We start from the raw sequence: 6774 nt of genomic DNA, 5'->3' as shown, positions 1-6774 counted from the left end.
GTACTTCCTTCAAAAATTTTCGAATACGCGGCCACGGGAAAGCCGATTTTGGCGGGAGTAGCTGGGTATGCGGCAGAGTTTATTGACAACGAAGTGTCTAATGCCGAAGTTTTCTCGCCTACAAATTCGAAAGAAGCAAGAATTGCTGTTCGATCCCTCGAATTATGCAACAGCCGAAGAACAATGTTCATTGATAAATTTAAACGTTCAAGCATAAGTAAGCGACTAGCAGAAGATATTCTTCGTATATTGAAATCGAGCTAATGCTGACCGATACATATACACTGCAACTTTAGCCACTTTTTTTGTTAAACTTCAGCTCTATTTGCTCGTATGTAAAGTTCGAAAAAAACACAACAAGCAATAACACTAGAATGACGGCAACATTATTCTCAACAGGCCCACCAAAATTTAAACTTCGTTTTTCATCGACCATCGGGGCGAGCTCGATACCCGTGAACTTTTGAATCACCATTGCAAGAGAAATGACAATAAACAATACCCCAGCATGCGTCATATAAATTGAAAACGATCGCTTACCAATAAACTGAAATAACCGAGCTTTAAGTATTTTCGAGAACACTCCTGCTTCGAATGCAAAGCAAAAAACCGTCAAACAAAATAGTCCTGGAGCAATAATATTTTTGAATACAACGTCTGTCTGAGTAAGAAAAACAACACTAACGAGAAGCGCAAGCTCAACAAAACTAGCCAAAAACTTTGAGATTTGGGATTTGGGATTTGAGATTTGAGATTTTAAAAAAACAACATACGTCATCGCACCACAAAAAAAACAGAACAGCCCTCTCTGAACCTCTATAACCACTATATCTGATTCGCAATAAATCAAAATAAACGCCAAAAGAACAATCACAAACCAAGAACCGATTCTAAATGATCGGAAAACCGATATTGAAGCGAACAACAATGCATACATGTAAAACTCTATGCTGATGCTCCACGACGGAGAATTAAAGCTAAATGGATCCGCAAATGGCACCCAAGCATGTATCAACAGAAAATTAGGAACTATCTCTGAAAATGCAAAAGCGTTAGTAAAGGGAACAGAGTTAAACGAAAAGCCGCCGAACTTCCACGCCAACCACTTACCACACTCAAGAATAATAAAGATGACCAGCATAAAAAAATGTAATGGGTAAAGACGATAGAATCTAGCCGTCATAAACGGCTTAAACTTTAAATCATCACGGAAACCATACCCATGCACCAAAACGAATCCACTTAAAACGAAGAAAAACTCAACAAAGACCCAGCTATTTTCAAAAAATGCTAGATCAGTGACCGAGCCTGACACCCTCATATGGAAGAGGACGACGAATAGAGCGCATAGGCCGCGGAAAGCATCAAGGACCTCAAAACGTTGATTCATTTATCACCCCCCTCCATGACTAAGCTAAAGTGTTGCCCATGATTCTTAGTCGCAACCTCTGATATCCAGATCGTGGCATTCTTTGCGGGGCCATCAACAAACCTTAATTGTCCATACAAAAAATATTTCTTAGACCAAATATCTTTCTTTGACTCATACAAAAACGACATTTCAGTCTTGCTTACCTTCCAAAGCTGGGCATTTGGGCTTTTATTAACATCACTAGGCTCAACGGCGGTAGAAAAGTACACATCTTCGCCCACAACCTTCGCGTAAAAAACACTTCCCGCCACTGGCCCTAGCTGCAAAAGCTGATTTGACTCTCTTTCCAATCGGTACAGATAATTTTGCTCTAATGGCGAATCAGAACCAAAATAAATTGCGTCCTTTGTAATACCTAACTGCACTGCCCTAGTTTGCTGACTTCCATGCAGAAGCTTCGAAAAACTCTTTGCACCATCTCGCGATACCCAAATTGCACTTTCGCGATCAGAATCACCTGTGGTCACATAAAACGTTTCTTCGTATGGATCTTTAAATACCCCATGGATATGCCTAATAGCATCAAATTGATAGGCTGATTCCCACGTTTCTCCGAAGTCCGTTGACCGCCAAAGTGCGATTGGCGAACGCTCCTTGTTCTGTCGGTATTCTCCGTAGAATAAAACGCCATCATCAAGCAATACGTTGATAGGTGATGAACCAACGATATCAGACCGGTAAGTAAAGGAGGTGTTAGCAAAGTCCAAGTGATAGAACCTTTTTCTAAACACCACGAGAAACTTCTTAGTGGATAGTCGAATGACATTACTTGGATACAACCTTAGCAAGCGGCAGACCAAAGAAAAGTGCATCGCCACCGTCAGGCTAAAAGAACGAGAAGCTGGTACTACTTCCTTATCCGTAGATTTGAAGTTTTCTAAAACAAAGCGACCACGCACAAAATTAATACTCTCAGACGCGTCCGCATAGAGAATCACGATTGAAACTTCCTATAAGTATATCTGCGCATGAGATTGTAAGCAGGTGCGATTAATTGCAACGCTAGAACAAAAAAAGCACCTTTGCACCGGTTGGCTAGCGAGACAGATTGAGCACTCGACTCAACGCTATTTACACCTTCACAGACAACGATTTCGAAAGGTGTGAGTTGAGCCATCCACTTATTAGCATTGTTTGTTAACAAAGGCCCTAGCGTCTCGCCCTTCCATTGCATTTCCTCTTGCGAAACGAGCTTCTCGGAAGCTGCTCCAAAATTCAGCATCCTTCTCTCAAACGTGATTTCCATCTGGGCACATACTTCTCTCAAGACAGACTCTGGGTCAGATATTAGATCTTCGTATACGACTTCTACGATATTTTTAAATCCTGAGCGCATTTTAAAAGACTGGAAAGCCTTTTCCTGCGCATAACCAGCAGCAATATGCATCGAAGATGGCCTTGATTTAGACCAATCCGCTTTTTTCTTGGAGGCCAATACGTCTCTAGGATCTCTTTTAATATGAACGATCACACTCTCGGGAAAGGTTGCGACTAACAAAGGCAAATACTCTATTAGCTTAGGGTCTTTATCACCAACATAGAGTGTACTGACACCCTTAGTAATAATTTGTTCATAAAGCTGTGCGGGTTTAAGCCCCTCATCAAAATCACCCTCCGACAATCCTAGTCGCTTGACCTTCTCATCCGACCAAAGTAGCTCTTGATTGACCGCAATATCTTCAGCCTTTCCAAGCTTCCCTCCAAAAACGAAACGTCGCAACATGCTGGTCTCAGGAACAAAAGTGACTTCTGAATGACTAGCTAGCATGCTCTGAAGTAAAGATGTTCCCGAGCGGCCCACTCCTATAATAAAAACTTTTTTCAATTGCTAATCCTGTCGATCTGCGACTTAACCATCAAAGGGCACTTTCCAATTTTAGTCTTAATGAGCGAGTCAACTAAACTAACTCGCACTGTAAAAGTGCCGCCTAGCTTCTCGCGGTACTCTGCCAATATTTTTTCCTCAACGCCCTGGTCATATGAAACTGCGGGAATAATGTTTAGATCAACTAGCCCCGGCTCACCAACGACATATTGCATGGCATCAATATGGGCATAAATATCCTCGTGCATATTTAGCGCAGTTAAGGAAACTCGCTTACCATCCCTCCCCTCAACAAACTCTTGTTTCCACCGTCCTTCTACTTCAGGAAACGTTCCGTAACCTGCATTATCGCAGTTAACATTAGACCACATGCAATAATCACCAGTACGGTATCTCAAAAGAGGCATTGCCGAGTTAATAAACCCTGTACCAACAAGCTCACCACGCAACCCGCAATCTTTAATTACAGCCCCATGATCATCTACCAACTCACAAACCCCATAAGCTGGATGGCTATGGTATTCAGTTAGATCTTCTTTCATAGAGGCAAACACAGCTCGTTCACTATGGCCATAGAAGCTGTATGGTTCACACCCGAAAGCCTCCTGTACCAATCGTCTCTGCCCATCAAGTATATTTTCCGATATACACATGACGGCCCTAACCGATGCGATTTTTAAGTTATTTTCTACTAAATAACTCGACAAGGCAGCGATAGCCGAAGGATAACCATGCACAAACTTTGGTTTATATACGACGAGCTTGTCGACGATGTCTTTTAGGCTCTCGTCAACCATATGAAATGGTGAAAAACGAATCTCGTTATAGATAGGGTTTTCGACCCATAACGCGTTTCCGTTTGCTACTCCACGAAAAGTGGCTTTTCTTGACGACGGCTGATAGCCAATCGCTTTATTCCACGCATATATTTTAAAGGCCCACTCTTTTTTATAACTAACAGAGTCATAAAAAATCTGCATGGGTTTGCCAGTGGTGCCACCGGTAGTTGCGGAATATAAAGATTTCTTTCGGAACTTGTTGGATAAAAATGCGTCTATATCAGAAAGAACTGTCTGCTTATCCAACAATGGAATTTTTTCAAACTCTAACCAGATATTTGAAGCATTTACGTCTATTCCCTTATCTAAAAACAGCGCTTTGTAATAAGGTACGGTTGCCTCACAGTGAACAAGTAATTCTTTCAGCTTGTGAGTCTGGTAAACACGCCATTGCTCAGGAGAATAATGTTCAGAGTTCGCTAGAAAACTGTATGCCCCCCTATAGTCTTTCCCCATGCGAATGGACCAGGGCAGGCTTGAGTATAGTTTTTTAACCCAATAGGGAGAGCCCGTATAATACTTTTTTAGCTGAGAAAGGCTAACTATCATTCAAAACCTGTAAGTAGAAATCAATAACATTGTCCTCATCATAAAGGGAGAACGACTCATATGCTTTTTTTGACAAAGACTGATATCGACTCCGATCCAAACTTTCGATCGCAGCTTTAAGTGCTGAAACATCAGCAACCGGAACTAACAGACCATTAGAATTATCCCGAATCATTTCCTTCAAACCTCTTAGCTCATAAGCGATAGTAGGCACGCCTCGAGAGAAAGCTTCAATTACAACACCTGGATAACCTTCCCCCTCCCTTCGACTTGGGAAAAGCAAAACATCATAATCATCAATTACCTCAACAACGCGCTCAGCTGCTATCTCTCCTTTATAAGAAATACTATTGTTCTTTAAACGCGCAACAAGGTCATCATCCTCCGCCCTTCCATACAAGTCGAATGAATAATCAGAACCCAGTTCATCAGCGACACTCTTGATATCTAGCACACCTTTCTCTCGATTAACGTGCCCAAGAAAAACGAAACGCTTTTGGAATTCTCGAGTAGCTAATGGCTTAGTATTTGTTTTTCTCATGTTAGGTAGCCAATAAGAGCACGAATTAATCGGTTTAAAAAACTCAACCAGATATTGTGTTTCCCAAAACAGTATAGATGCGTGCCGTAAAGTCCAGTCAGCAACCTTCTTTGTTAACCAAGAATAACGTTGATACACGAGATCATAGTTGCCTGCAAACTTAGCTAAACCAACCTTTTTCTTCAGCAATCTTCCAATAAAAACAACAAACGGTGCTATGAAAAGGTAATCAAATGCTGTGCCATGCAGCATTACCTTATCGGCCTTTGGAATTTTTCTAGTGCAAGCAAACAGGATGGATATATAACCTAGCCAGCGAAAATAATAATTACGTTTATTTGAGTCAATAACATCAATGGTTAGACCGCGGGACTGCAATGAAGCCAACGTATTTTCCATTAAAACAACGACACCACCTGTTTGGCCATTCTTGTGAAGCCGCGGCCCAATTATCAACAAACTCATTTACTAGACTCACTGAAAAACAAATCTGAAATTTCCGTATCCAAAACACCTAAAGAGTTATGAATTTTTTGACGGTCTAGTTGTAAGGAATTTTTTATAGCTAGAGCCAAACCGTCTACATCCCCTACTTCCGCCAGATACCCATTTTTCCCATCTGTTACCAATTGCTCTATTACATCGCAGTTTTTAGTGGTTGCAATGGGTGTATTTAAGTAGTAACTCTCTAACAACGCATTTGGAAAGCCTTCGTAATCGGAGCTCATTGCGAAAACGCGCGCGTTCGCAATGAAAGGGTAAGGGTTAGAGACTAAACCCAAAAGAACCACTCGGTCATCAAGTTTGAAATCGGTGACTAACCTTTCTATTTCCTGTTTTTGACCATGATCATCCCCCAAGATATATAACTTCACACTAGAATTTTCGTTAGATATTTTGTGGAAAGCGTGGACTAACAAACAAAAATTCTTTTGGGGTGCTAAACGGCCAAGCGCGACAATTGGGAGCTCACCTTGGTCGAATGGTGAAACCGTTCCCTCTAAACAACGGTGTATATTGGCCGTATTAAGCGAGTTATGTATAACGCAAACCCGCCCCTCACTTAAACCATAAAGTTGTACGCAGGCTTCTCTCATTTCAGAGGTTTGAGCGATCACAATGTCCGCTCGCCTGTATCCCCAGCCGAAAATTCTCGACCTTAATCGACCATACACGCCATGCGCCAACTCTTTGATTGGGTTATTAGGCACGCGCGCAATATAAGTAAAGGTAAGACGGGAAAACCACTTAACTGAACCTATTACTGGAGTGATCCTCGAATGAGTCGTGTAAACAACGTCAGGCTTTATCTGATTAAGTTCGGAGTACACAGCAGGAATAGAATCTCTTACCTTCACAACATCCAGCACCTTAACTTTGACACACGGCGGCACTAATTGCCTTAGGGTACCAACCGGCTGTAGCAAAAGGAGTGTCAGATCGGCCCCGTACCTTTCAAGTTCAGCCAAAAAGTTAATTGCTACCCTTTCTGCCCCACCACTATTTAAATTTGGAAGAATAAATACGATTTTTTTCACAAACTGACCGAGGCCTTCAAGTATTTTTTTCGCTGATGGACGGAACAACC

At 41.7% G+C, this 6774-nt stretch carries 7 protein-coding genes; 1 reads left to right on the top strand and 6 read right to left on the bottom strand.

Annotation, left to right across the window (positions count from 1 at the left end; translation table 11 throughout):
• On the top strand, nt 1-264 hold a 264-nt coding region (locus A3738_RS32225), incomplete at its 5' end, for a glycosyltransferase (protein WP_369819839.1).
• A 28-nt stretch (nt 265-292) separates the two neighbouring features.
• Here A3738_RS32225 and A3738_RS27265 read toward each other — a convergent pair.
• The 6 genes from A3738_RS27265 to A3738_RS27240 form a co-directional block, all read right to left on the bottom strand.
• Nucleotides 293-1390, bottom strand: coding sequence for an acyltransferase (locus A3738_RS27265; RefSeq protein ID WP_068474544.1), 1098 nt, complete (start codon nt 1388-1390; stop codon nt 293-295).
• On the bottom strand, nt 1387-2370 hold the full coding sequence (locus A3738_RS27260) for a hypothetical protein (RefSeq protein WP_068474547.1): 984 nt from the start codon (nt 2368-2370) through the stop codon (nt 1387-1389). The genes A3738_RS27265 and A3738_RS27260 overlap by 4 nt, the downstream gene beginning before the upstream one ends.
• Nucleotides 2367-3257, bottom strand: coding sequence for a sulfotransferase (locus tag A3738_RS27255; RefSeq protein WP_082878563.1), 891 nt, complete (start codon nt 3255-3257; stop codon nt 2367-2369). The genes A3738_RS27260 and A3738_RS27255 overlap by 4 nt, the downstream gene beginning before the upstream one ends.
• Complete coding sequence (locus tag A3738_RS27250; protein ID WP_156502782.1) at nt 3254-4552, bottom strand: phenylacetate--CoA ligase family protein; 1299 nt, start codon at nt 4550-4552, stop codon at nt 3254-3256. Before A3738_RS27250 ends, A3738_RS27255 begins: the two co-directional genes overlap by 4 nt.
• 82 nt (nt 4553-4634) lie before the next feature.
• Nucleotides 4635-5651 carry a glycosyltransferase family 4 protein gene (locus tag A3738_RS27245; RefSeq protein ID WP_068474556.1) on the bottom strand — a complete coding sequence of 339 codons (1017 nt, stop codon included), beginning with the start codon at nt 5649-5651 and terminating at the stop codon, nt 4635-4637.
• The coding region (locus A3738_RS27240; RefSeq protein WP_068763988.1) for a glycosyltransferase at nt 5648-6774 on the bottom strand (1127 nt) is incomplete at its 5' end. The genes A3738_RS27240 and A3738_RS27245, both read right to left, overlap by 4 nt.

Source organism: Oleiphilus sp. HI0066 (assembly GCF_001635725.1).
This window is presented reverse-complemented; position numbering and strand designations above follow the sequence as displayed.

Excerpts from the sequence above, each read along its gene's own strand:
- A3738_RS27265 (WP_068474544.1), bottom strand. The coding sequence starts at position 1,390 with ATGAATCAACGTTTTGAGGTCCTTGATGCTTTCCGCGGCCTATGCGCT.
- A3738_RS27250 (WP_156502782.1), bottom strand. The coding sequence starts at position 4,552 with ATGGGGAAAGACTATAGGGGGGCATACAGTTTTCTAGCGAACTCTGAA.
- A3738_RS27245 (WP_068474556.1), bottom strand. The coding sequence starts at position 5,651 with ATGAGTTTGTTGATAATTGGGCCGCGGCTTCACAAGAATGGCCAAACA.